Source organism: Kamptonema formosum PCC 6407 (assembly GCF_000332155.1).
Lineage (GTDB): Bacteria > Cyanobacteriota > Cyanobacteriia > Cyanobacteriales > Microcoleaceae > Kamptonema > Kamptonema formosum.
On record NZ_KB235898.1, the window covers coordinates 266,583 to 287,533 of the forward strand.

The window sequence follows — 20,951 nt, forward strand, 5'->3', positions numbered from 1 at the left end:
TGTTTATCGGTTCACTTTCTGCGCTTGTGCGTGGTGTTGTAGGCGAGAAAGAACGTTGTAGGCATCTGGGCCTGGGTTGTCGTGTTCTAGAGAACCATCAATGGGGCCATCAATGGCTTTCCAAGCAGGAACTCCACCTCTAAGTTCAGCTACGTTTTCAAAGTTGGCTGCGCGAAGTTGGGCAGCAGCTTGAGCAGTTTCTTCGTCACTGTCACCATAAACGTAGATGTCGCGATTGTACTCTAGGCTGCTTTTTGCCCGTTCTACTAATTCATCCATTGGCATTGGCAGCGCACCAGTGATGTGGCTTTTGTTGAAGCTTTCGCGATCGCGTGCATCAATTATTGTTAACCCTGGTTCGCCCCAATCTAGACGAGATTTCAGGTCATGACTAGAGGATTGGGCTTTCAAACGAGAAGGGGTAGGAGTAATGTTTGGAAGCTTGTCTTTGCTTTCTGTAATTCGATCGGGAATTGTTTTCATAAAGGAACTTTAACTCATTACTGCTTTTGCAATGTAACAAGCATTTATGGTGAGTTTATCTTCCTAAAGTAAGAATAAAGCTATAAATTAAGGTGGGAATTAAATCTAGCTAAGGGGGGAATGATGAGCTTCAAAAATGTATGCTGTAATTGCAATCTCTACAGGAGAATCTATTAGTTTCATCGGAGATGCTTGAGGCTGGTAAGAGCTGGCAGGGAGGCAGTTTGTAAGAGATTATTTTTTGCTGCCATAGTAATTTGTAAGTAATTTGCCGTGCTGCGCTGCGGATGTGGCAGGTTGATTATTCAAGGTATAATTACCAATTAGGGAGCGATCGCAAGTATTACTAGCAGTGCTGTCAATTGATCGGGGTTTAGACAATACTCTAAATTTTATTCGATTTCATTATGCCTAAATTGGGCAGAGTTATTTTAACTAGGACTTATGTACTGATAATGATAAATTAAGGTTAGAGTTTGTTTTACTGGATTCGCAATCACAAAAAATTGTAGTGAGTGCGTAAGTCCTGTTAAGATGAAATTGGATAGGTTTTTGCGACCTCACTAAGTATTACGATAGAAAAATCAGATTTGTCTTCGGTATTTTTACTGAAAACTCTGATTGTTGTACCCGTTACTGGAATTATGGATATGTCGGAACAAGAAGGAACTGTTGTGTCTAAAACGCCTCGGACACCTGAAGAACAATTGGTTTGGGATGCGAAAGGAAAAATTCGGGTGTTGCTGAATTTGTGGGATGTATCCTTTGGTAAGGGGAGGGTGAAGAAGGGGGATTTGACTAAAAGGATTGTGCGGACTGGGGAGACGAGTAAAGATTATGAGGGAATTTTGACTGGTTTGCGAGAAAGTGGTGCGATCGCATTTTCGACTGAAAAGCGAGTAATGGTAGTTGAAATTACGGATGTGGGTCAGCAGATTTTAGCTCAAGGTTTGAAAAATAGCGATTCTCTGTTTGAGTTTGACGGTTCTCAAATTGGGACGAGATTGGGGAATGCACTATTGAAATGGTTGCGGGTTCAAGAGGGATCGGTAAGTGTGGCGGTGGAGAAACCTAAGCCAGAGGTGGAGACGATCGCTTCTTATGAGAGGTTTAAGGTGGTGGCTTTGAAGGTTTACGATCGGCTAAATCAAGATTTTAACTATGACGATTTGGTTCCCATTTATCGGATACGGCGGGTGATTGGGGAAAGGGTGGCGCGATCGCAGTTTAATGAGTGGCTGTTGGAAATGCAAGCTACCGATCTGATTCAGTTGATAGGTGGTGAGATGACAGATATCTCGGCGGATAAAGCTGAAGATTCAATCAAAACTGCACTTGGCGCAATTCGCTATTATGTCAAACGGCTAAATTCCTAAAATTGGTCTAAATCCTTTTCTAAATTCGTTAAGAATTAAGTAAATACCTCATCAAAAATCTCAGCTAATCTCAAAAGTTTCAATTTATTGATGAGGTAATTGCAATCTCAAGATGGAGTAATGAGTGTTGCGGTTGAGAAATGGATGTTGAAGGAAGAGCCGTTCAGATATTAACAATAAAACATCTCAAAGAAAGGAGAAAACCTATGAATATTCTCAATGATGAAAGCGATAGGGGCTGGCCAGAGCGCGAACGATTTCCGTATAACTACAAAGGCTCTAGTGTGGGAGCAATTATCGATAGCGATTTACGCGACTCGAAAGACCCACTAATTATTACTGGTTACGCTTCACTAGATCGGATTATTGACTGCCTTGATAATTATTATCTTGATTTAGACAGTAATTTAGAGGCTTTTAATGAAATTAGAATTTTACTGGGGAATGAACCCTATCCGACAAAGGCAAAAGAGTTTCAATCTAAAAATAAATTTTCTGAGGAAATAAAGCAATACTGGCAAGATCGGGGTATTTCTATCCTTAAATGTGGCAAGCTTATTGCTGCTATCAAGTTAATTAAAGTTGGAAAAGTGCAAACAAGGATTGCCACAAATAAACCAATTCATGCGAAGATTTTTAATGGAGACAATGCCATTACTATAGGCTCTAGCAATTATAGTAATTCTGGACTAATCCATCAAATTGAAGCAAACGTGAGATTTCAAAAGCAAAAAAAGGAAAAGGAAATCAAGCGTTTCGATGAAGCTTGTGAGTTAGCAGAAAAAATTTGGGATCTGGGAACGGACTATAATAATGAATTAATTGAGCTACTTGAACAACTTTTAAGCCAAGTTTCTTGGGAGGAAGCGTTAGCCAGAGCTTGTGGAGAATTACTAGAGGGTGAGTGGGCAAAAAAATATAAATCTACGAACTATTTTGCCGATGAACCGCAGCTTTGGCCTTCTCAGGAAAAGGGCATTGCCCAGGCAATTTGGGTAATCGAGAATGTTGGTAGTGTACTTATCGCTGATGCAACGGGTTCGGGCAAAACTCGCATGGGAGCACATCTGATTAAATGCGTAATGAACCAAATTTGGAAGACTGGGCGGATGCGGCAGGGTAGCCCTGTATTAATTTGTCCGCCTGCTGTTCAAGAGTCTTGGGAGAGAGAGTTTAGGCATTGCGATTACAGTGTTCAGACACACTCGCACGGCTTATTAAGTAAACAGGACAACGATATCATTTCTGCTATTCGTCGGGGTCAAGTTCTTGCTATTGATGAAGGACACAATTTTTTCAGTCGTACTGCGAATCGCACACAGGCACTAATGAACAATATTGCTGATTATATATTAGTATTTACTGCGACTCCGATCAATAGAGGAACACACGATTTGCTTTCGATCATTGAATTGTTAGGAACTGATAATTTTGATGATGAATTATTAGATGAGCTTAAACCGATATGGAACAAACGTGGCAAATTGAGCGAAAGGATTTCACCCAATATAAGGGATAAGCTGAGAGGTGCAATTCAACAATTTACAGTTAGACGTACTAAAAGTATGCTTAATCGGATGATTGATGAAGAGCCAGATTGCTATAAGGATCAGTTTGGTGATTTATGCCGTTATCCTGAAAATAAATCACAGTATTATTTGTGCGGCGAAACTGAGGAAGATCGTAATTTATGTAAACAAATTCGTGAGGAAAGTCAGAGATTACAGGGTTTATTATATCTAAAAAATATTCCAGAATTAAGTGATTTTCACCGAAAGCAAGGTTGGACTGAGGAAAAGTATCTTGAAGCTAGATTGAAGGGTGCTAAAGTATTGGCTGCTTATCAGGTAATGGCTTGCTTGCGTTCTTCACGTTCAGCCTTACTTGAACATATTTATGGAACTGAGTATGCTCAAAAATACTATAATATTCAAGGTTGTATTAAAGCACAGGAAACGGGTAATTTAGTCAAAAAATTAGAAGGATTAGCTGGTATCCCTCCTCAAAATCAACTTCAAATTCAACTGCCAGATTGGTTAACTGATCCAGCTAAACATAAAGAAGCTTGTGAAGAAGAGATTGATATTTACAAAAATATTACAAGCTTATCTAAACGTATCTCTGATTCAAGAGAGAAAGCCAAAGCCGAGAAACTCTATAATTTATTAGATAAACACAAACTAATAATAGCTTTTGATAGCCGCCTAATAACTCTCTATGACATCAAGCGCCATCTTAATAATTATCATTCTTGCGATGTAATAATTGCCACTGGAGCCAATCCAAAAGAGGCTCAAAAAATGAATAAAAAATTTCAACCTGGATCTAAGGCATCAAGAACTATCGCTTTGTGTTCAGATGCAATGTCTGAGGGTGTCAACCTTCAACAAGCTTCAGCAATTGTGCAACTAACTACGCCGAGCGTTATCCGTTTGGCGGAGCAGCGAATAGGTCGGATAGATCGCATGGATAACCCTCATTCTACTATTGAGTCTTGGTGGCCAAAAGATAGCTCTGAGTTTGCCTTACGGTCTTCTGAGGGCAAGTTTTTAGCTCGTCACTATTTGGTTTCGGATTTGTTAGGGTCAAACCTTAAACTCCCTGAAAACTTGTCCCAAAATATAGATACAGATTCATCCGAGCCGATTATTTTGGAAGCAGATTTAGTCAAGTTAGATGAGGAGTTAAGTATAAGTGAAAGTTGGAAACTAGGGGATGTTTTTGATCCTGTAAGATCGCTTGTAGAAGGTGAAAAATCTCTTGTTAATTGCGAAGTATATAAGCAGTTACGCACAAGTAAAATACGTTCTTCTTTGAGTTTTGTTAGAGCAGAAAAGTGTCCTTGGGCTTTCTTTGCTATTGCTGGAACAAAATGGGGCGCACCTAATTGGGTATATATTGATTCTTTAGAAATTAAGCCGATAACTGACTTAGAGAAAATCAGTCAAAAATTACGAGAAAATCTGGTTTATCCTGTTGAAAGTATAGAGAGAGAAAAAGATAATGTATGGCTCGAATCTTTTATAAATATTCTGATTAAAACCGAGGAAATGCTACTACCAAAAAAAAAGCAACGTGCTCTCATTTTGATGAAGGAAATTCTGAAAGAATACAAGAATAAAGCTATTAAGGAAAATCAAGTTGAGTATGAAGCATTAGTGGATCATCTACTTTCTAGCATAAAAGGAGAATTAGGAAAAGAGCGTGTAGACCTAAGCCTTCTAGCTGATTGGTGGCTTGATATCATTCGTCCTTTGTGGTTTAAGCGTTTGAAAGAGCGTGGGCGCTCTGAGCCTTTGCGCCTTAAAGACCTATATAATGATTTAATAGAAGAGCCTATTCCTATAGAAAAACTTAACGAAGCATTTAAAGTTCCTTTAGTGCAACCCCTCGATGAACGGATTGTGGCCGCAATTATTGGGCTATATGTATAATGAATGATTATTAAGTTTAAATTCTACTTCAGGAGAGGCATAATATGGCAGAATCCAGCATCTTAAATTCCATTTCTTACTTGTTAATTACTATAAAAAAATATGGCTAATTCTGATAAAGAAGAGGATGTAGTTTATATTAGCTTGTAAGTAAAATTCTCGTCCAAAAATTGGTAAGGCAACACCAAGCGAAGGGAAATTTACGAAATTTACAGGGAACAATAGTCTTCAAAATCAAATCCTTTGAACGAGGTGCAAAAGTTACAGCCATTGGCGCAATTAGTATAAAATTAGAGGTTTTACTACCAGCTATTTTCAAATTCTGTGTACAATCACAGAAAATATTGATAGAGATCACAAACCTTTTATCTAAAAAAGAGGCATACTAAGTATTAACACTAGGTACATTGCGCCCATCAGCCGCGATCGCGCAGATTTAGCTGGTTAAGTTGGCAGGAGTTTACTCCTGATGAGCTTGGGAGGAAGTTGTGATGTTGCTATTAACCCCCGCAAAGCCCAGAGAAAGCAAAGCCAAGGCTGACAAATTCCCTCAAAAGCAGGTATCTACAAATTCAGCTAAGCCGAAAAAGGGGATAAACCAAATATTCAGTCGGTTACGAATTAGCCAAAAAATCGGCTATGGCTATGCTTTGGCAATTGGGATTGCCATTTTGGGAACGGGAATAGGGATGGGATTCGGAGACTACTTCCGCAAGCAAGCTTTGTATCAGTTAAACATTGCTCAACAGCAACAAGAACTCCTGCAAAATTTACAGGATACTGTCTTTCACGCGCGATCGCACGCCTCGCGACTGCCTGTTGTCATCGGAGATTCTGTTCTGCTAGAATATGAAAATTCTAAATTTATACAAGAAATCAATTACGCTAAAATCCTGATAGCAAACATCAGAAATTTCACCAAAAAATATACTGAAAATTTAGCGATTGGCAATAGTGAATTGTCCAGTTTATTGGATAAGTATGCTGTCAGTATCGATTACTATGCCGAACTGATTAAGTTGCAGTTAATGGAAACCAACGCTTGGAATATAAAGCCCAACCAGATCGAGTCAGCACAACTACAAATGTTGAGGAATGTTAGCGGCGAAAAGGCGTTAGCAATAGATGGGTTTTCTGAGAATTTAGATCGAGAAATTTCAGCATTACGCATTCAAAGACTGCAAGCAATCGAAGGTGTACAGTATGCAGAAGCACTCAGAATCAGAATAATCATTGGTAGTATGCTGATTTCTGCAATCATAGCAGCCATTCTTGCTTACCATACTAGCCGCGCGATCGCACAGCCTTTAGAAACTGTCACAAATGTTGCTCAACAAGTCACTCGTGAATCAAATTTTCACCTGCAAACACCAGTTACAACAGAAGACGAAGTAGGAAGTTTAGCTGTATCTTTTAATCAGTTAATTCAGCGAGTAGCAGACTACACGAAAGAATTAAAACAAACTCAGGGTAATGGGTAATTGCTAATCGCTAATCGCTAATTGCTAATTGCTAATCGCTAATCGCTAATTGCTATCTCCCCCATCTTCCCCATCTTCCCTATCTTCCCTATCTTCCCCATCTTCCCCATCTTCCCCATCTTCCCCATCTTCCCCATCTCCCCCATCTCCCCCATCTCCCCCATCTCCCCCATCTCCCCCATCTCCCCCACCCCTGAAGATAGTAAATTTTCAATCAGGGGCCGATCGCTTCTAAAATGCTATTTGGAACAAATGCTACACCCAGTGGCAGAATCTGACCCGGCTTGCGGGCAACAGCCCTGGGGGACAGCATCCCCTATTCTCAATTACTGTGGAGAAATTCTGTGGACTTATCTTTAATTCCGGCTCAACCAAAGCCCGGAGTGCTCAACGTATTGATTGAAATCACCGCTGGTAGCAAAAACAAGTACGAGTTTGATAAAGATTTACAAGCCTTTGCTCTCGATCGCGTACTTTCTTCCTCAGTACAGTACCCTTACGACTACGGGTTTATACCTAATACCCTCGCAGATGACGGCGATCCCCTTGACGGGATGGTAATAATAGACCAGCCAACATTTCCGGGGTGCGTCATCGCCTCCCGTCCCATTGGTTTTCTAGAGATGATAGATGGAGGCGATCGCGACGAAAAACTGCTGTGCGTACCCGACAAAGACCCCCGCTACGCTCACATTAAATCCCTCAAAGACATAGCACCCCATCGCTTAGACGAAATCGCCGAATTTTTTAGAAGCTACAAGAACCTGGAAAAAAAGGTGACAGAAATTCTAGGGTGGGCAGATGTCGATCGAGTCATGCCCTTAGTAGAGCAGTGCGTCCAAGCAGCTAAAAAATGAGGTAGGGACATCCAGGCGATCGCTCCACAAACAATCCTCAGCATTGAACTTAAGACTGCCGCCGCAATCTGTTAAGTGGGAGGACATAGTTAGAAACTAGGGTGGGTAAAGCCGTGAAAAGCTTATAACGAATAGCTAGAGAAGGTTTGCGGCATTGCCCACCCTGTAACTTCCTGTATGAAGAGGAAGAAAGCGGTAAAAACCTAAATAGCAAAGACGATAGGGGTTTTTGCCTTTAATAGTCCGCCTAAGCTCTCAGAGCAAAAAACTATTAAGTGAAAATTCTGAAGACAAACAGCTTAACTCAAGGCTATCTTAATCTAAATGGACTAAGTAACAACACCGGACAGCTAGAGAGCGATAAACTGAGTGTACCGTCTGCCTACTTTTCCCTGAGAGAGGTTGTTGCATTCAGGCACTAAATTCCCAGGTTCAATCTACAAATTATCCTCCCTGAGCTACCACGCCCTCCTATATCTTTGACCCCAGCAGATACGCGATCGCCCTCTGCTATTTCAACTCTAAAGTCTAAAATCTAAAATATAAAATCTAAGATCCCCTGTCCGAACTTCTTCCCTGCCAAGCTAAAAAAGATGCCTGATTCTGAACCAATCTCACCGAGTACACAGCCGAAAGACGGGAACGCCATGCTTGAAACCAAGCCTCAGACTGAATTTTTTGTCCAATTTTGGGGAGTGCGGGGCAGCATAGCTAGTCCCGGCAGCAAAACAGTCCGCTACGGCGGAAATACATCTTGTGTAGAAATGCGTTTGGGCGATAAACGCCTGATTTTTGATGGCGGCACAGGTTTGCGGGTACTAGGTATCAGTCTGCTGCGACAGATGCCTGTAGAAGCTCATATGTTTTTTACCCACACTCACTGGGATCACATCCAAGGATTTCCGTTTTTTGTCCCTGCTTTTGTTCCCAAGAACTGCTTTCACATTTACGGTGCGATCGCCCCCAACGGTTCTACGATTAAACAGCGTCTTTCTGACCAGATGCTCCATCCCAACTTTCCCGTACCCATACAGGTGATGGCATCAGACCTGAAATTTTACGATATCACCCCAGGCGATATCATCGAACTCGATGACATCAAAATCGAGACGGCTTTGCTCAATCACCCCAATACGGCCGTAGGCTATCGAGTTACATGGCAGGGACATACAGCAGTCTATTGTACAGACACAGAACATTACCCAGATCGATTAGATGAAAACGTCCTACACCTGGCTCGTAATGCCGACGTACTGATTTATGATGCCACTTACACTAATGCTGAATATCACGACTTCAAATCTCCGAAAATAGGCTGGGGACACTCAACCTGGGAAGTAGGAGTAGAAGTCGCCAAAGCCGCAGGTGTAAAACGGATCGTCATGTTTCATCACGATCCTTCTCACGATGATAACTTTCTCGACAGTGTAGAAGAATCACTCCAGTCAGTTTTTCCCAATGGCTTTTTAGCCCGCGAAGGCATGACTGTTCCAGTTATATAACTAGGGGCTAGGGGCTAGGGGCTAGGGGCTAGGGGAAGAAGGGGAAGAAGGAGAAGAAGGGTTGAAATTTATGGTGGCAGGAATTGAGAATGTCCTAACCCACGAAAGCGGTTGTTATATAGGCAAGTAAAGATGAATGGTGGAAGGCAGCGAAAAAATCAACGGCAGGGGCGAAGGCGATCGCCACTCGTGTTACTACTGTTGATATTACTCTGGAGTATTTCTATTGGATGGCTGGCGGCACAGGCTACAGGTGTCGCCGAGATTCCACAAATTACCCAGGGAACACCAACAGAAAGCATTGGCACTGTGGATTTAGTTCCAGAAAGGTATCAACTAGGGCAAGAAGTTTACAGAGAAAACTGTGCCACTTGCCACATTGCTTTACCCCCGCAAGTCATGCCTACTGAAACTTGGCGGCAACTATTGCAAGATCCCGAACACTACGGACAAACAATCCGATTGCTAGTAGATCCGCCGCGCTTGTTAGTATGGAACTATCTGCGGACTTTTTCGCGCCTCCAATCTCAAGATGAAGAGGTTCCTTACAGAGTAGCTAAATCTCGCTATTTTAAAGCCCTACATCCCAGAGTTAAAATGCCTGAAGTTTTAAATATCAGCAGTTGTGCCACCTGTCATCCAGGGGCCTCTGAATATAATTTCCGTAAGTTAACTTCTGAGTGGGCAAATTCTCCTTAAGATTGGCAGTAAAGGCTTTACTGCACTTTTCATCAGAGATTTTGCATCGCTAAATTGACTTGATTAACGCCTTACCAAATTGATGCTAAGTTTAACACAAAACCAGGAAGCTCTGGCTCACCAGATACTTGAGTAGGATCATCCAAAACCCCAACTTCTGCACCGGGTCTATAAATCTCTACTTGCCTATTTTTGCGATTAATTAACAAACCCAAAAGCGCACCATTATCTCGATATTCTCTCATCTTATCCTGAGTATCTTTCAAACTATCACTAGGAGAAAGTAACTCCACTACAAAATCTGGACACAAAGGGGGAAATTTCTTTTGTTGTTCAGGAGTTAAACCATTCCATCGTTCTAATTTTACCCAAGCAGTATCAGGTGCTCTATCTGCACCATTAGGAAGCTTAAAACCAGTAGAGGAATCAAACACTTCACCCAGTTTATTTTGATCGTTCCAAATCCAAACTTGTGCAGTTAATCCGGCATTCCGGTTTCCAGTTTCTCCTCCTGCTGGTGACATGATTATTAATTCTCCCTTGGCCGTGCGTTCTAGTCTAATATTCTCATTTTCTTGACAGAGTTGAAAAAATTGATCGTCTGTCAGTTTAATAATCGGGTTAAGGTTGAGAGTCAGCGTAGTCATATTGTTATTTTATCGGGGACTAAACGACTTTGAAAGGCAATATAAACGATTGCCTACATTAATTAGCAGAGTTTAAGTTCATCTGAATTGCTGATATTATTTTCTCTTCCCAAGCTGGATCGTCAAGTTTTATAGTAACTTTGTGAGGACGAGAATGCCGCCGATCCATATAGGCATAAAAAGCTTCGCGATCGTCTCGATGAGTGAGAATATATCGCTTTAGTTCGCGATCGCTCATTGCAGCATAATTGACATTACTCATGGTTCAATACTCCCATCAATTTGAATTTCAAACTCAATCTCTTCGCTTTGTCCTGCTAAGATAAATAGATTAAGAGTCCGTTCATCCAAACGCACGATATGAATTGGGTGAAACATCACGTTGGTAAGTAGATGACAAAGCCGATATAAACTTCGTAATTGTTCTACCGTTGGTTCCCTCATACACTTATCATCATAGACTCCAATAGTTGTAAACAGTCATTTTCTCCATCCCAAATAAAAGGCAGAGCAGGCAAGATGCCTTCCCTACTACATTATAACACTCTGATCGGCGGCTTTAATTAACACTTCATCCATCCAGGTGTTAATACTTTTGCCAGCCTTCTTTGCCGCAATAAATATTTTACGATGATGTTCAGGAGTGGTACGAAATGGTAGCTTACCTGAAAATGGTTTATCAGGTTCCTGTCCTAATTCTTTGCAAAACTCTAAATAATCATCGATTGACTTTTGAAATTCTTGGCGTGCTTCCTCAATAGTTTGTGCTTTAAATGTTACTACGTCATTAATATCAAGGACTCTGCCGAAAAGAATTTCGGCTTCTAAATCTACTTCAATGTTAGCACTGTAACCTTTGTAAGTCATCATGGCTGTAATACTCTTCCTCTTTGAATAACTGAATAACTGAATAATGAATTTTATGCTAATACCTTTATTAATTTGTGGAATCAGCAATAATTTTCCGATTGATAGCTAATTCATCATGGTTCAACCCCCGCCTTTATTAAAAATTCCCTGACAGATTTAACTGCTCCTTTATCTGTTTCTTTTTGAGGATGTGGTTCGTGAAATACCGCTCTAACCTCATTTAATAAAATGCGAATCCGCGAACCTTCACCTTGAGTAACCGTAGCACCTAGCGCTGTAAATAAATTTTCAATATCTTGCCAATTAATATTAGCTGGTATAGGGTCTGTAAAAATTGCTTCTAAAATTTTACGCTGTTTATTATTTAGCTCCATAATTTTATTTGTTATTTTAACTGTATGATATCATTATGTGATATCAATGTCAAGAGCGTAAGGAGAAGCGAGCACACTTAGGGGGAAGAAAAGAGCGATTCCCTGTTCCAAAATCCTAAAGAATAGTATAATATCTATCAAGCAAAATTTAAGCAAAAACTGACTTCTATGACTGAAACAGAATGGGAAATGCTTGTTAAATTTTTCAGAATGATTTTACAAACTACAATGAGAGGGTTTGCTAATATGGCTAGAAGTCCCTTTATCTGGTTTTGTTTACTAGGTGGAGTTGTTAGCGGTGAAATTGGAACAGTTTTTACGCCAATTGGAATTTTTTGTCTTTTCATTGTGAGTTTATCTTTTTCGGGAGACCAAGAAAAATAGGATAAAAATATTTATAGATGGCACTCAGTCTGTAGTTGCCGCTATCCAATTTTTCAATTTTAGCCAAAGACTAACAAAGCTAGGTTAAATTGGTTTCACCATATCTCCAATTTCAGGATCTTCAAAAGGTATTAACTCATCGAAGGTTTCCATCACATCTTCGCCCAAATTATAGAAAGCATTTCGTTTGGTAGTCATCCGCCGAGATCGCTTTTGATCCGATTCAATCGTACATATTTTGTCTTGAAGATGAATCACCCGTCCTGTTCCTTTCACAATTTCTAAATATCCTAAAGACTCCCCAGTATTCGGGTCTTTAATCTCGTGAAAACTCAAACAATAAACAAGTAACCGTTGACCCTCTTTTAAACCATGTACTTTTCCTCTATTAATAGCCAGCCTATGGGAGTTAATAACGTTAACAACTGTTGCAGGGAACGTTTTTTCCTTAACATCTTGGATGGCTTGCGTACTCTCCATATTTCTCTCCTGAATTTTAAATTAAGGTGTATAAATGTTTTGGATGATTCCTTTGGTAATACCAGGTTTAACTACAGTCTTATCCAAAATTTTAGCATCATTTCCAGCTAATTTGTCTAAGATATCTTGATAAGCATTGACAGGCTTATCCATTAAAGCGTGAATTTTACCATTTGCCTGTACTGTGAGCACAACACCGGTGCCGATTAATCGTTCAAACTCATCCTCATCTGTATAGTAGAAAGAAATAATAATATCATTGGAGAAAGTTCAGAATTTTCTAATAAAAATTCAATCTCTATCCCACTTTGTTTGCGCTTTGCCAATAAAATCTTAGGAAGTAAACGCCTATTTACTTTTGCTTCTAGTTCACTATTTCTGATTTTCAAATTATCCAATAATATCTTAACTTTTTTATATTCGTTGAAGGCTTTAAATACTGCATTAAACAGAGTTACTATCAATAATAAAATAAAAAATAGAATAACAATTGCTAAGTCTATAGGAATATTTGTCTTTACCGGAAACCGTGATAATAAAATTGTAATTACCACCCCTAAGAATCCAATTAAAATTCCTTGAATATCCAAAAAGCTAGACCATATTAAACTCCAAAAATTATCTTTCATTTTTTGATTTAGAAGATGGGAATTGATGATTATATCATTATGATGGAATATATAGTCTTATAGTCAAGAGGCAGGCAAAAAAGCCTGCCCCAAACTATCCTACTCTACCCCCTCAATCCGATCCTCCACCTCCTGATACAACTGACGCAAACGATCCAAATTACTCTCCGAAGTCTCCCAATAACCCCGGCCATTCACTTCTAACAAAGTGCTGACAATCTTACGGAAAGAATGAGGATTCAAATTCATCAATCGCTTCTGCATTTCTGCATCTTCGATAAACGTAGAATTGACATCCTCATACACCCAATTATCCACCGCACCCGCCGTCGCACTCCATCCCGAAGTATTCACCAAACGCTTAGAAATCTCGCGCACTCCCTCATAACCGTGCGCTAACATTCCCTCGTACCACTTGGGATTTAACAACTTAGTCCGCGAATCTAAACGCACTGTTTCCGATAAAGTTCGTACCTGGGCATTCGCTGTTGTACTATCAGCAATAAATGATGATGGTTGCTTCCCATCACCACGCAAACTGCCGATTAATTTGGTAGGATCGGAATCGAAATAGTGCGAGACATCGGTTAAGGAAATCTCCGCTGAATCCAAATTCTGGAACGTCACCTCAGCAGTCTTTAACGCTGATTCAAAAATCTGGCGATCCTGTTCCATTGTCCCTGGATTATCCGAAGAAAAAGCAAAAGATTTGCGGGCTAAGTACATTTCCTGCAACTCTGCTTCGCTTTCCCAAGTGCTATTTTCTACAGCTAAATTGATGTTAGAAGAATAGGAACCCGACGCATTAGAAAATACGCGAGTTGCAGCTTGACGCAAGTTAATTCCCATTTCTTCCGCTTGTTTCATCGCGTGTTTGCGGACAAAGTTCATCTCCAAAGGTTCGTCGGCTTCGGCGGCCATTTTCACGGCTTTATCTAACAGATTCATCTGGTTAATGAACAAATCTCGGAATACGCCAGAACAGTTAATCACCACATCAATCCGAGGGCGACCTAACTCTTCTAAGGATAGTAATTCCAGCTTATTCACGCGGCCTAAAGCATCAGGAACCGGCTTAACTCCCACCATCCACATTACTTGGGCTAGGGACTCACCATAGGTCTTAATGTTGTCAGTTCCCCACAACACAACGGCAATAGTTTCGGGATAATTACCACCGTTATCTAAGCGCTGTCTTTCTAACAAACGGTCAACAATTACTTTTGCTGACTTCACCGCCGCCGTTGTCGGAATTGACTGCGGATCTAAGGCGTGCATATTCTTGCCAGTAGGCAAAACATCGGGGTTACGAATCGGATCGCCACCGGGGCCAGGGATGATATATTCACCTTCTAATGCCCGCAATAATGCACCTAATTCGTTATCTGCACAAACCTGTTGCAAGCAGAATTCCAGATACTCAAATAGGGGTTTAATCGGTTCAGGATCGACCTTTTTGTAACCCAATTCATGCAGTGCTTCAATCCAGGGTTCTTTCTTACCCATATTGAAGAAATTTAGCTTAGAAACCAGAGAAACTCTGCCTTCTGCATCGGTTTGTTCCTTGACTAAAGCGGTGACAGCGGCGCGAGTGGCTAAGGTGATGTTTTGCAATAATTCGACATCGGCTAAAATACCGCGATCGCTATTTTGGAAAACATCGTTAATATCGCGGCCGACGCTATTCGCAATGATTCGAGGTAAACTAAGAAGGTTATCTTCTTCTCGATCTAAACTGGCAATATTTACCAAAGTCGCGATCGCTTCTTCGGCCGATGGTGGTTTGCCAATGACGTGCAAACCGCAAGGTAACAACCGCGATTCGATTTCCATCAATTTGCGGTAAACATTACCAACAATATTATCGCGTTCCTCGGCAGTTAATTGGGCAGCAACCCCCCCCTGCCCCCCCTTATTAAGGGGGGGGGTAATTTTTTGTTCATTAGTAAGACTAGAGGGATTCATGTCCTCTTCTAGCCCCCCCTTACCAAGAGGGAGTTGGGAATCTAGCCCCCCCTTACCAAGGGGGGGTTGGGGGGGTTCAGGTAAGGCGATGTCTTTGTCCAAATTAACTAAACGGCACTTCTCAATAATTGCCTCGACAATGGGGATACCGCGCCCGGTTTCTTTTAAGGTTTGATAGGAAGCAATTAACTCGCTAAGTTCCTGCAAACCTTTGTACAAACCCGCATTTTCCGCCGGCGGAGTCAGATAAGAAATCGTTTCCGCATAACTGCGACGCTTGGCAATTGTCGCTTCAGAAGGATTATTTGCCGCGTAGTAATAAAGATTAGGAATCTTACCAATTAAGCTATCGGGATAACAATCGTTAGACATCCCCATTTGCTTACCCGGCATGAATTCCAGGGAACCATGCGTTCCAAAGTGTAACACGGCATCTGCACCCCAAATCTGTTCTAAATAGGTGTAATAAGCAGCAAAACCGTGATGGGGACTGGCGGAACGCGAGAATAGCAACCGCATCGGATCGCCTTCATAACCAAAGGTAGGTTGCACGCCGATAAAGACATTGCCGAATGCCTTACCGTAAATCAGTAAATTTTGTCCATCGCTGTTAAGATGTCCCGGCGGCGGCCCCCAATTTTCCTCTAATCGGGTGGAGTAAGGTGTAAATTCTTCATACTCTTGTACCGACATCCGATGGGCAATATTTAATTCTGGACTCGCGTATTGTGCTGTGGCATCATGGATAACTTCTTGCATCAACTTTTCAGCCGAATCTGGCAAGTTTTGCACGTCGTAACCGTTGCCTTTTAAGGCGCTAATTACTTCATAAATTGAGCCAAAAACATCCAAATAAGCAGCAGTCCCAATGTTGCCTTTATCGGGAGGGAAACTAAAAATTGTAATGGCAATTTTTTTGTTTAATTTGGGTTTGCGGCGCAGATTTGCCCACTTCATCGCCCGCCCAGCGATCGCCTCAATCCGATCCTGAAGTGCGATCGCTTTCCCCGTTGTACCATCGCGCCCCGATAAAATAATCGGTTCGATCGCACCATCTAACTCAGGAATCGCAATTTGCAAAGCTACTTGAATCGGATGCAAACCTAAATCGCTATTTTCCCACTCTTCCGTAGTTTGGAAAACCAACGGCAAAGCCACCATATAAGGGCGATTTAACCGCTTCAAAGATTCGATCGCCTTCGGATGATCCTGTCTAGCAGGGCCGCCCACAAGTGCGAAACCTGTCAGAGAAACCACCGCATCCACGATCGCCAAAGGTGCAACACCTTTCGCCCCAACTTCCAAGAAATAAGTATCCACAGGCTTAGAAAAGTCTAAACCTCCGGCAAAAATCGGTACAACCCGCGCCCCCATTGCCTCAAATTCCTGCACAATCGCTACATAGTGAGCATCATCGCCAGTCACTAAGTGAGTGCGTTGCAACACCAAACCAATGCAAGGCGCAAAGGGATCTTTGAGATCGTCGGAAATATCTTGGCGGGAATTATACCAAGTTAGATACTCCTTCACGTCTTCAAACATCTTCGGGGCCAAAGGATGCCACACCCCCATATCCGGGTAAACTACGGGGTCTTGAAAGCTCTGTTTGCCACCTTTGAAGACATATTTATCCGATAGCATCAACAGGAAATTTTCGAGGTTTTCCTCGGAACCGCCCAACCAATACTGAAAACTCAGCATGAAATTGCGGGCATCTTGGGCCTTATCGATCGGCAAATACTTCAGCACTTTCGGCAGGGTTTGCAACAGCTTCAGCATCCCATCTTGGAACGAAGAACCGGATTTTTCCTTCCGTTTCTTCATAAAATCGCCGATCGCACTTTTGCTTTGTCCCAATTGCGCCATCGAAAACGTGCCCATCTTATTTAGGCGCATCACTTGCGGCATCGAGGGGAAAACCACAGCCACATCCAGGCGATCGCGCAGGGGTTCCACCGCCGCTACCACCTTATCGGCTAAATCTTCAATGAAAATCAACGATGCGATAAAAATGTTCGCATCGGCGACATCGCGTTTAAAAGCCTCATAATTCTCAGCGCTACGGAGTTCTTCAATCAAATAGCCACTGATCTCAATTGCTAAATTCGGGTTCTTTTGGTTAATCGATCGCACTGCCGCCGATAGCGCACTCTGGTATTGCGGCTCTAGCACGACATAGACCACCTTGAGAAGCGATCGCCCCTGCAAGTTTTCCGGTGCGACGTGGCGAATGGCGGGCTTGACGTGAGTGAACATCCTTCTTTTGCTCCTTTAGATGCTAGTTCAGGGAAGGGGAGGAAGCAAGTTCGCAGGGGGAAATTTCATCCTTTCCCAGTCCCTCGGTTGCAGTTTTGTAACGCAACTCTGCCCAGTACAGGGGTACTACCTTACCAATCCCATGAGTATTTGTACCAGAAAACGATCCCTAAAAGCTAGTTAGCACCTACTTTTGACACAATTCGATAAATACTTGGCAATGAAGGAAGAAGGAAGAAGGAAGAAGGAAGAGGGAAGAGGGAATAATTACCAATTACCAGTCTTACCTCTTGACTCTGAGAAACGCTATAATTTTTCTATTACCCATTCCCTAAAAACCATGATTGTAGTTAAAGACAATTCCCCACAACTTACTCCCGAAGAATACTTTATTTGGGAAGAAAAGCAACTCGAAAAACATGAATATATCAACGGTCAAGTTTACGCCATGAGCGGCGGTAGTAAAAATCATAGTTTAATCTCTGTTAGATTTATCACCTTGCTTTCTAATCATTTAGAAGGAAGTAGCTGCGAAACGGGTAATTCAGACTTGAGAGTTAACATTTTTGAAACTAATGACTATACCTATCCCGATGTCAGTGTAACCTGCGACGAGCGCGATCGAACCACAACCCAATACATTACCTATCCTTGCTTAATCGTTGAAGTTTTATCACCTAGCACTGAAGCATACGATCGCGGCAGCAAATTTAGAATGTATCGCCACAATCCAATTTTACAAGACTACTTATTAGTTAGCTCCACCAGTATTGAAATGGATTTATATCACAAAAAAGAGACAGGAGAATGGATTATTATTAACTACAAAGAAGGGGATAGCGTAGAACTAAAAAGCATTAATCTGAGTTTCGCGATCGAGCAAGTCTATCGAGGCCTGATACTCACGCCTGAATTAATGGATAAAATATAGCAGTCGCACCTAGTAGTTAAGGCATAAATTTGGGCGATCGCTTCCGGTTGCACTTAAGTTTTAAACTTAGGCTATGACGGGATTGGGAACCAAAATCCGTCCTTTGTACCCTGCACGATGGTAGCGCTCGATCGCCACAGATGCGATCGCATCCGCTTTTCCGCTTTCAATCAAAGCTACGCAAGCACCGCCAAAACCGCCACCAGTAAGCCTTGCGCCGAATACTCCCGGAATTTCTTGTAAAATTGCTGCTAGCGCATCCACTGCGGGTACAGAAACCTCGTAGTCATCGCGCTGACTAGCATGAGAAGCATTCATCAACTCGCCAAAACGCTGTGCTGACACAGATTGTACGGCTTCTAATACGCGGTTGTCTTCAGTGACGACATGGCGCGATCGCTTCCTGTAGGGTTCCGGCAAAACTTCCACCGCTTGCGGATCGGTGATATCCCTCAACGCCTTGACTCCCAACATCTGCGCCGCTGACTCGCATTCAGCGCGGCGTTGGTTGTAGCCGCTACCAGCAGCTAACTTATGGGTTTCACCGCTATCAATTACCAAAATTTCTGCACCTGCGGGAAAAGGTACTACTCGACGTTCAAGCGATCGCGTATCTAAAAATAGCATCGAATTAGTATCAGCCAAACTCGATGCCATTTGATCCATAATACCGCAATTCAAACCTGCATATTGAATTTCTGCTTGTTGTCCAATTTGAGCGATCCGCACATCATCAAGAGGTAAATTTAGTAGCGATCGCACTGCTTTAAGAGTTGCCACTTCCAAAGCTGCACTGCTAGATAAACCCGAACCTATCGGCACCGACGAAGTAACAAACACATTCAAAGTCGGTATTTTATATCCTTCTTCCTGCAAAAGTTTAATACAGCCAAAAATATAGCTACCGAATCCTTTTGGGGCGCGATCCCTATCAAAAAAACTCGCGCGATCGTTAAATTCAACCGAGTAAAAATGGTGCTGTCTATCCTTACTAAAACCCAGTTGTACAGTAGTACGTTGAGGAATTGCAGTAGGCAGTACAAAACCATCATTATAATCAGTATGTTCGCCGAGTAAATTTACCCTTCCCGGTGCGCTAGCTTCCGTTTCTGGCTTTTGATTAAATATTTCTTGAAAGTTCATAGAAATCGTGGCGATTAGAAATCGCGGCTATACAAACCAAGTCCGCCTGTACGGACTAATACCAAATTCCCTCTTATTTAGTCTGCGTAGGCAGACTTTGTTTCTGTAGTTGCGGTTTCAACCGCTGAACCAACTCATCATCATTATTATTCCACCTCCAAAGGCACAGGTCGCAACCTTCCATCTACCTCCACACTCGGCCAATTAGGATCGAAAGTCAAGTTTTCCAATCCATCATTAAAAATCACAAAAGTATCCTCAATCTTTGCCCCCGTTAAACTAGGATTCCAAGCAACAGCCATGTTTGATTGTAAAATGTCATTAGTTTCTGGATTCGCCACAACTTCCCGCGACAAATATCCCGTAGTTCCGCCTTGATGATGTTCCCGAATTGCATTAACATACCCTTGCTGTTCGTAAGCATCCTTAAGCACATTATAAACTGCATTCAGCGATTTTCCAGGCTGACAAAAATTTAGAGCCTTGCCTTCAATTTCTCGCACATCTCTGTGCAATTTTGCCTGCTTTGTATTCAGAGAACTAAAGGAAACAAATCGCGTCAAGTTGGCATATAAACCATATCCCCTCGCGCAAAAAACCAGCATCGCTTCCCGTCCAATTACTTCTTTGGTAGCTGTCGCATGGCGGTAAAGCGGCAAACGTCTTTCTCCAGCAACTAAAGTAAGGTTAGGATGTAGCCCTCGCGCCCACAGCGCATCAGATCCAGCCCCCGCTAACTGATATTCTGTCCATGTAGGTTTAGCAGTAGAAAGTACCTCCGTCATTGCTTCGCTTGCCTTACGCCCTACCTGCCGATATCGCTCTAATTCACTTGCCATCATTACCCGTTTGTGGTTCTGTAAAGAAGCAGTTAATCCTGTCTCTTCGGAGTTAGCGGGGCGATCGCTTATTACCTTTCCCCCTTGAGCCGCTTCTCTAACAAAAGCTTCGCGTTTTGCCACATCCGCCCAAGGATAGATATAAACTTCAAAATTGGCTGGCAATTCCTCGTCTTTTAAACGCTGAGCTTCAATTTCATCTGTTAAAATCCAAGCATTTTCCGCCGTTACTAACACTTCGGCAATTCCGGTTTCAGCCGCTAGTAAGACAGTATTGGAACCGCCAGCAGTTGCCCAGGCAAACCAATCTGTACCGCGTAGGCGAAGTGCGCTCGCGCCTGTTTCTTTTAAGACTTGGCGGATTAATTCTAGTTTGGAGAAGACTTCTTTGTTCATAGTTTAATTAAAGATTTTTTAACCATAAATTCACGATAAATCAAACAGGTTGTAGGGTACGTGAGGCCAAGTTATAGATTGATAAATCAGGGTTTATACTTCTGACGCACCTACAAATACTGTAGGGGCGGGTTCGCCCATATCTGTAATATAAACAAGAGATCCAGTAAACCCGCCCCGCTCCCCCTATCCACGTTCATCTGCG

The 20,951-nt window shown here is 42.0% G+C and carries 22 protein-coding genes; 9 read left to right on the forward strand and 13 right to left on the reverse strand.

Going from position 1 to position 20,951, the window contains the following annotated elements; genetic code table 11:
- Positions 1-3 precede the first annotated feature (3 nt).
- Together OSCIL6407_RS0101200 and OSCIL6407_RS35140 are read right to left on the reverse strand one after the other, a co-directional pair.
- Positions 4-483: a rhodanese-like domain-containing protein gene (locus OSCIL6407_RS0101200; protein WP_007356173.1), complete on the reverse strand. Its 480-nt coding sequence runs from the start codon at positions 481-483 to the stop codon at positions 4-6.
- 234 nt (positions 484-717) lie between these two features.
- On the reverse strand, positions 718-864 hold the full coding sequence (locus OSCIL6407_RS35140) for a hypothetical protein (RefSeq protein ID WP_155523367.1): 147 nt from the start codon (positions 862-864) through the stop codon (positions 718-720).
- Between the two features lie 209 nt (positions 865-1,073).
- On the opposite strand from OSCIL6407_RS35140, the gene OSCIL6407_RS0101205 reads away from it, so the two are divergent.
- The 7 genes from OSCIL6407_RS0101205 (at position 1,074) to OSCIL6407_RS0101235 (ending at position 9,832) form a co-directional block, all read left to right on the forward strand.
- Positions 1,074-1,859, forward strand: a complete 786-nt coding sequence (locus OSCIL6407_RS0101205; protein ID WP_007356174.1) for a hypothetical protein — start codon at positions 1,074-1,076, stop codon at positions 1,857-1,859.
- Between the two features lie 206 nt (positions 1,860-2,065).
- The gene (locus tag OSCIL6407_RS0101210) at positions 2,066-5,293 is read left to right on the forward strand and encodes an SNF2-related protein (RefSeq protein WP_007356175.1); all 3,228 of its coding nucleotides are present in this window, start codon (positions 2,066-2,068) and stop codon (positions 5,291-5,293) included.
- A 491-nt stretch (positions 5,294-5,784) separates the two neighbouring features.
- The gene (locus OSCIL6407_RS30155; RefSeq protein ID WP_019486839.1) at positions 5,785-6,774 is read left to right on the forward strand and encodes a HAMP domain-containing protein; all 990 of its coding nucleotides are present in this window, start codon (positions 5,785-5,787) and stop codon (positions 6,772-6,774) included.
- Between the two features lie 49 nt (positions 6,775-6,823).
- Complete coding sequence (locus tag OSCIL6407_RS36845) at positions 6,824-7,009, forward strand: hypothetical protein (protein WP_155523368.1); 186 nt, start codon at positions 6,824-6,826, stop codon at positions 7,007-7,009.
- 109 nt (positions 7,010-7,118) lie between these two features.
- Positions 7,119-7,631: an inorganic diphosphatase gene (locus tag OSCIL6407_RS0101225; protein ID WP_007353295.1), complete on the forward strand. Its 513-nt coding sequence runs from the start codon at positions 7,119-7,121 to the stop codon at positions 7,629-7,631.
- A gap of 593 nt (positions 7,632-8,224) precedes the next feature.
- Positions 8,225-9,133, forward strand: coding sequence for an MBL fold metallo-hydrolase (locus tag OSCIL6407_RS0101230; RefSeq protein ID WP_007353297.1), 909 nt, complete (start codon positions 8,225-8,227; stop codon positions 9,131-9,133).
- Between the two features lie 132 nt (positions 9,134-9,265).
- Positions 9,266-9,832, forward strand: coding sequence for a cytochrome c (locus tag OSCIL6407_RS0101235; RefSeq protein WP_007353298.1), 567 nt, complete (start codon positions 9,266-9,268; stop codon positions 9,830-9,832).
- Positions 9,833-9,903: 71 nt separating this feature from the next.
- Here the strand turns inward: OSCIL6407_RS0101235 and OSCIL6407_RS0101240 are convergent, their stop codons facing one another.
- The 5 genes from OSCIL6407_RS0101240 to OSCIL6407_RS0101260 form a co-directional block, all read right to left on the reverse strand.
- The gene (locus OSCIL6407_RS0101240; RefSeq protein ID WP_007353299.1) at positions 9,904-10,479 is read right to left on the reverse strand and encodes a Uma2 family endonuclease; all 576 of its coding nucleotides are present in this window, start codon (positions 10,477-10,479) and stop codon (positions 9,904-9,906) included.
- A 58-nt stretch (positions 10,480-10,537) separates the two neighbouring features.
- Positions 10,538-10,741 (reverse strand): DUF6887 family protein, encoded by a 204-nt coding sequence (locus tag OSCIL6407_RS0101245; RefSeq protein WP_007353300.1) that lies wholly within the window; start codon positions 10,739-10,741, stop codon positions 10,538-10,540.
- Entirely contained in the window at positions 10,738-10,923 is a 186-nt protein-coding gene (locus OSCIL6407_RS0101250; protein ID WP_007353301.1) for a DUF6888 family protein, read from the reverse strand. Before OSCIL6407_RS0101250 ends, OSCIL6407_RS0101245 begins: the two co-directional genes overlap by 4 nt.
- 87 nt (positions 10,924-11,010) lie before the next feature.
- Positions 11,011-11,436: a type II toxin-antitoxin system HicB family antitoxin gene (locus tag OSCIL6407_RS0101255; RefSeq protein WP_456077471.1), complete on the reverse strand. Its 426-nt coding sequence runs from the start codon at positions 11,434-11,436 to the stop codon at positions 11,011-11,013.
- Positions 11,437-11,462: 26 nt separating this feature from the next.
- Positions 11,463-11,723 (reverse strand): type II toxin-antitoxin system HicA family toxin, encoded by a 261-nt coding sequence (locus OSCIL6407_RS0101260; RefSeq protein ID WP_007353303.1) that lies wholly within the window; start codon positions 11,721-11,723, stop codon positions 11,463-11,465.
- A gap of 168 nt (positions 11,724-11,891) precedes the next feature.
- Between OSCIL6407_RS0101260 and OSCIL6407_RS0101265 the strand changes: the two genes are divergently transcribed.
- Complete coding sequence (locus OSCIL6407_RS0101265) at positions 11,892-12,107, forward strand: hypothetical protein (protein WP_007353304.1); 216 nt, start codon at positions 11,892-11,894, stop codon at positions 12,105-12,107.
- An 84-nt stretch (positions 12,108-12,191) separates the two neighbouring features.
- On the opposite strand, the gene OSCIL6407_RS0101270 is transcribed toward OSCIL6407_RS0101265, so the two are convergent.
- The 4 genes from OSCIL6407_RS0101270 to bchH form a co-directional block, all read right to left on the reverse strand.
- Positions 12,192-12,587, reverse strand: coding sequence for a hypothetical protein (locus tag OSCIL6407_RS0101270; RefSeq protein WP_007353305.1), 396 nt, complete (start codon positions 12,585-12,587; stop codon positions 12,192-12,194).
- A 21-nt stretch (positions 12,588-12,608) separates the two neighbouring features.
- Positions 12,609-12,779 carry a hypothetical protein gene (locus tag OSCIL6407_RS35150; protein ID WP_007353306.1) on the reverse strand — a complete coding sequence of 57 codons (171 nt, stop codon included), beginning with the start codon at positions 12,777-12,779 and terminating at the stop codon, positions 12,609-12,611.
- 14 nt (positions 12,780-12,793) lie between these two features.
- Positions 12,794-13,216, reverse strand: coding sequence for a hypothetical protein (locus tag OSCIL6407_RS30160; RefSeq protein WP_007353307.1), 423 nt, complete (start codon positions 13,214-13,216; stop codon positions 12,794-12,796).
- A gap of 99 nt (positions 13,217-13,315) precedes the next feature.
- The gene (gene bchH, locus OSCIL6407_RS31770) at positions 13,316-17,437 is read right to left on the reverse strand and encodes a magnesium chelatase subunit H (protein WP_019486842.1); all 4,122 of its coding nucleotides are present in this window, start codon (positions 17,435-17,437) and stop codon (positions 13,316-13,318) included.
- Positions 17,438-17,777: 340 nt separating this feature from the next.
- On the opposite strand from bchH, the gene OSCIL6407_RS0101285 reads away from it, so the two are divergent.
- Positions 17,778-18,368 carry a Uma2 family endonuclease gene (locus OSCIL6407_RS0101285; protein WP_007353778.1) on the forward strand — a complete coding sequence of 197 codons (591 nt, stop codon included), beginning with the start codon at positions 17,778-17,780 and terminating at the stop codon, positions 18,366-18,368.
- Positions 18,369-18,434: 66 nt separating this feature from the next.
- Here the strand turns inward: OSCIL6407_RS0101285 and galK are convergent, their stop codons facing one another.
- Positions 18,435-19,511 (reverse strand): galactokinase, encoded by a 1,077-nt coding sequence (galK, locus tag OSCIL6407_RS0101290; RefSeq protein WP_007353779.1) that lies wholly within the window; start codon positions 19,509-19,511, stop codon positions 18,435-18,437.
- 146 nt (positions 19,512-19,657) lie between these two features.
- On the reverse strand, positions 19,658-20,746 hold the full coding sequence (locus OSCIL6407_RS0101295) for a M24 family metallopeptidase (RefSeq protein WP_007353780.1): 1,089 nt from the start codon (positions 20,744-20,746) through the stop codon (positions 19,658-19,660).
- Between the last annotated feature and the right edge of the window lie 205 nt (positions 20,747-20,951).

Coding starts and splice junctions, on each gene's coding strand:
- OSCIL6407_RS0101295 (WP_007353780.1), bottom strand. CDS start 20,746: ATGAACAAAGAAGTCTTCTCCAAACTAGAATTAATCCGCCAAGTCTTA.
- galK (WP_007353779.1), bottom strand. CDS start 19,511: ATGAACTTTCAAGAAATATTTAATCAAAAGCCAGAAACGGAAGCTAGC.
- OSCIL6407_RS0101200 (WP_007356173.1), bottom strand. CDS start 483: ATGAAAACAATTCCCGATCGAATTACAGAAAGCAAAGACAAGCTTCCA.
- OSCIL6407_RS0101235 (WP_007353298.1), top strand. CDS start 9,266: ATGAATGGTGGAAGGCAGCGAAAAAATCAACGGCAGGGGCGAAGGCGA.
- OSCIL6407_RS0101260 (WP_007353303.1), bottom strand. CDS start 11,723: ATGGAGCTAAATAATAAACAGCGTAAAATTTTAGAAGCAATTTTTACA.
- OSCIL6407_RS0101270 (WP_007353305.1), bottom strand. CDS start 12,587: ATGGAGAGTACGCAAGCCATCCAAGATGTTAAGGAAAAAACGTTCCCT.
- OSCIL6407_RS30160 (WP_007353307.1), bottom strand. CDS start 13,216: ATGAAAGATAATTTTTGGAGTTTAATATGGTCTAGCTTTTTGGATATT.
- OSCIL6407_RS0101210 (WP_007356175.1), top strand. CDS start 2,066: ATGAATATTCTCAATGATGAAAGCGATAGGGGCTGGCCAGAGCGCGAA.
- OSCIL6407_RS30155 (WP_019486839.1), top strand. CDS start 5,785: ATGTTGCTATTAACCCCCGCAAAGCCCAGAGAAAGCAAAGCCAAGGCT.
- bchH (WP_019486842.1), bottom strand. CDS start 17,437: ATGTTCACTCACGTCAAGCCCGCCATTCGCCACGTCGCACCGGAAAAC.
- OSCIL6407_RS0101265 (WP_007353304.1), top strand. CDS start 11,892: ATGACTGAAACAGAATGGGAAATGCTTGTTAAATTTTTCAGAATGATT.
- OSCIL6407_RS0101250 (WP_007353301.1), bottom strand. CDS start 10,923: ATGAGGGAACCAACGGTAGAACAATTACGAAGTTTATATCGGCTTTGT.
- OSCIL6407_RS0101240 (WP_007353299.1), bottom strand. CDS start 10,479: ATGACTACGCTGACTCTCAACCTTAACCCGATTATTAAACTGACAGAC.
- OSCIL6407_RS0101245 (WP_007353300.1), bottom strand. CDS start 10,741: ATGAGTAATGTCAATTATGCTGCAATGAGCGATCGCGAACTAAAGCGA.
- OSCIL6407_RS0101230 (WP_007353297.1), top strand. CDS start 8,225: ATGCCTGATTCTGAACCAATCTCACCGAGTACACAGCCGAAAGACGGG.
- OSCIL6407_RS0101285 (WP_007353778.1), top strand. CDS start 17,778: ATGATTGTAGTTAAAGACAATTCCCCACAACTTACTCCCGAAGAATAC.